Source organism: Streptomyces sp. CoH27 (assembly GCF_020181035.1).
In the GTDB taxonomy this organism is placed as follows: domain Bacteria; phylum Actinomycetota; class Actinomycetes; order Streptomycetales; family Streptomycetaceae; genus Streptomyces; species Streptomyces camelliae.
This window is the reverse complement of the sequence record NZ_JAIQYY010000092.1, coordinates 1-3076: the sequence shown is the minus strand read 5'-3', so window position 1 is coordinate 3076 and position 3076 is coordinate 1. Positions and strand designations below refer to the sequence as shown.

Here is a 3076-nt window from a genome sequence, read left to right as displayed (position 1 = left end):
CGCCCTCAAGAACGACGGCACCGCCGACCTCGACATCCGCGCCACCACCTCCCACGGCGACATCACCGCCCGCAGCCTGTGAGGGAGCCGGACCAGGGCCGGGGTGGCGGCTCGGACAGGACATCGGACCCGTCCGAGCCGCTCAGCGGCGCGAGATCCGGCAGCAGGTCCTTGACACCCGTGGCCGCATGGCGTTCGGGGGCGCACTGCCGGTCAAGTCGGCGGCCTTGGCGGCGCCTGGCAGCACCGAGCCGGGTGCCAGGTCAGGGGCTGCCTACTTGTGGTCACGGAGGAAGGCCGGGATGTCGGCCCGGGTCGGATAGTTGCGCAGCGGTGCGGGCTTGTCCTGGAGGAACGCGGTGATGACGGCTGCCGCTCGTCGGTCGTTGTCGCCCAGGCCGTTCCACATGTGGTGGCCGACGCCGGGCATGTACTGGGTGCGCCGGACGGCGGGATCGTCGGCGAGGACCGTCGTCTCCCACTGCCGGACCTGGGAGGAGCACTCGGCGATCATCAGCATCGCGGGTGTCCGGGAGCGCCTCAGCCGTGGGGCGATGGAGGGGGAGTCCTTGACCGTCTGCTGGATGCGGAGGCTGGCGGCGGCGCTGAAGGAGAAGTTCCGCACGGTGTCCTCGACCGGGATGCGGTGCGCGTCTCGCGCGCAGTAACCGGCCGCGGTGTCGCCGCCGAGATCGGCGGCGGTGAAGGCGTTGTCGCCCTCGGCCTGTCCCACCAGCCCGTTGTCCGGGCTGAGCAGTCCGAGCCGCATGAGGCCGAACGCGACGGCGTACCGCGGCTGGTGGGTGGAGCGCGGCCCGGTCATGGGCGGTGCGATGCCGCGCGCCGACGGCCGGCCCTTGCGCCCCGCGATGCGCGTGGTGGGGCCGTCCATCGGACCGGGCTCGGCGATGACCGCCCGGTGCAGGCGGGCGGCGACGGCCGGGTCGGCCAGCGCGCGGGTGAGCACGACCGCGCCCGCGGAGAACCCCAGCACGTCGGCACGGCCCTTGCCGAGCCTGTCGAGGAAAGCGCCGAGGTCACGGACCGACCGGGTGATCGAGTACTGGGCCATGGGCAGCAGGTCGCTGCGCCCGCCGCCGGCCTGCTCGTAGGTGTACACGTCGTAGCCCTCACCCGCGAGCCGCTGCAGGAAGTGGTGGTCGAGCACCGAGATGCCGCGCACCGGCCCGCCGTTGAGGTAGACGAGGGGAACGCGGTGCCGGGGGCCGTTGCCGGTGGGCGGGTAGTGGTAGACGGCGACCCGGCTGCCGGTGGACAGGCTCCAGTGCCCGGTGGTCACGAACGGCAGGGCGGGCGGATGGCGACGGGTCGTGGGAACGGTCGGGATGCACACCGACAGCGTCAGAGCCGCGGCAGCGAACACCGGTAGGAACGGCACCAGCCGTCCCCGCCAACTGCGGCGGCGGCCCCGCCACAGCGCCGCGGCGACCCCGACCCCGACAGCCGCGGACCACGCGGCGAACCCCGATCCCGCGCCGTCGGTGGCGACGATGAACGCCAGGAAGACGGCGACCAGCCCCACCACTGCGGCGGTGGCGGCCAGCACGCGGCCGACGGAGCGGAAAGGACGTATGGCGGACGGCGGCACGGCAATCTCCCCCTCGTTTCAAAACATCGTTTCAAAACGATGTTATCAGTGCCGCTAGACTGCTCCGCATGGGAAGGCCGAGAACGAACGACGCCGCCGTCGGAGAACGTCTCGTGGCATGCGCGACCGAGATGTTCGCCACCCGTCCCCAGGAGTCGGTCACGGTCCGCGCGCTGGCCACCGCCGCCGGAACGTCGACAGCGGCGGTGTACACCCTGTTCCAGGGCAAGGACGGACTGATCCGCGAGGTGCGCGACCGGGCGGTCGCCGGCCTGTTCCAGAACCTGACAGCGGTACCTGTCTCCGAGGCCGCCCTCGAAGACCTGTACGCGCTGGCCGCCGCGTATCGCCGGTGGGGACGCGAACACCGCCATCTGTACACGGTGCTGTTCGGCGGCGCGCAGTCCTTCGACCCCTCAGGCACGGTCGGCGACCACGACCCCGTACGACCGCTCCTCTCGGCGATCGACCGCGCCGTGGCGGACCACACCCTCGCGGGCGACACCACCCTGATCGCCGTCTCGCTGTGGGTCGCCCTGCACGGCCTCGTGACCCTCGAACTCGCCGGCACCCTGGACGACACCACAGCCGAGACCGCATTCCGGTCGACGGTCCACGCCGTACTGCGCGGCTGGGCCACCCCCACCGCGTTCCCGGACCTCCGACGCACCACCTGAGGGCCGGGGCCGTGGCACCAGCGCTCGGGAGCGACGCCCGTAGGCGTCCTGCGCGGCCTGCCTCACGTCTTTTCTCACCCGTTCAGGGGTGGGGGATCGCCGGGAGGGAAACGGATGACGAGGGTGCGGGGAGATGTGCCTGCGGGAGGCGCTCGGGGCGGATATCCCCAGGTGGATCGGCCGATGGGAGGAAGGACGCCGGCCCGGGCGCCAGGGGTGTGACCTCTGGTGTCCGGGCCGGTGGTGTGCGCATGGCGCGTGGGTTGTCAGACAATGGGAGGGGTACCCCCGGCCCGATTCCGGCGGGCCGGGGCCCCGTATCGTGCTGTGGGCTTCGGGTCAGTCCCAGCCGCCCTCGCCGCCCCAGCCGCCCTCGCCGCCCCGGCCGCCCTCGCCACGCTCGCCGCCCTCGCCACGCTCGCCGCGTTCGTCGCAGACCACGCGGAAGCTGGCGACGACTCCGTCCTTGACCTTCACGCCGTCCTCGCCCTTCTTGTGGTCCTCGCCCTTCTTGTGGTCCTCGCCCTTCTCGTGGTCCTCGCCCTTCTCGTGGTGCTCGCCCTTCTCGTCGTGCTCGCGGTTCTCACAGTTCTCGTGCTCGCCCTTCTCGTCCTCGTCCTTGAACCTCGGGCAGACGCCGTCGGAGGAGCTGTGGGGGCCGACGGTGGCGATGGGGGCGCCGTTGTCGCAGACGGCTCCGCGGAAGACCTCGACGGTCTTGTGGCTGTCGTTGCGGATGTTGAGGGTCTTGGCGCCCAGGCCGCTGACGACGGTGATGCAGTCGCCGGGG

2 protein-coding genes and 1 pseudogene are annotated in these 3076 nt (G+C 72.0%); 1 reads left to right on the top strand and 2 read right to left on the bottom strand.

Features of this window, described 5'->3' with window-relative positions; all coding sequences use genetic code 11:
* Window positions 1-274 precede the first annotated feature (274 nt).
* The gene (locus tag LE548_RS45125) at window positions 275-1609 is read right to left on the bottom strand and encodes an alpha/beta fold hydrolase (RefSeq protein ID WP_225102840.1); all 1335 of its coding nucleotides are present in this window, start codon (window positions 1607-1609) and stop codon (window positions 275-277) included.
* A gap of 68 nt (window positions 1610-1677) precedes the next feature.
* Between LE548_RS45125 and LE548_RS45120 the strand changes: the two genes are divergently transcribed.
* Window positions 1678-2286, top strand: a complete 609-nt coding sequence (locus LE548_RS45120; RefSeq protein ID WP_225102839.1) for a TetR-like C-terminal domain-containing protein — start codon at window positions 1678-1680, stop codon at window positions 2284-2286.
* Window positions 2287-2625: 339 nt separating this feature from the next.
* Here LE548_RS45120 and LE548_RS45115 read toward each other — a convergent pair.
* A pseudogene (locus tag LE548_RS45115) lies at window positions 2626-3076 on the bottom strand (hypothetical protein); the annotation flags it as partial.

Excerpts from the sequence above, each read along its gene's own strand:
- LE548_RS45120 (WP_225102839.1), top strand. The coding sequence starts at position 1,678 with ATGGGAAGGCCGAGAACGAACGACGCCGCCGTCGGAGAACGTCTCGTG.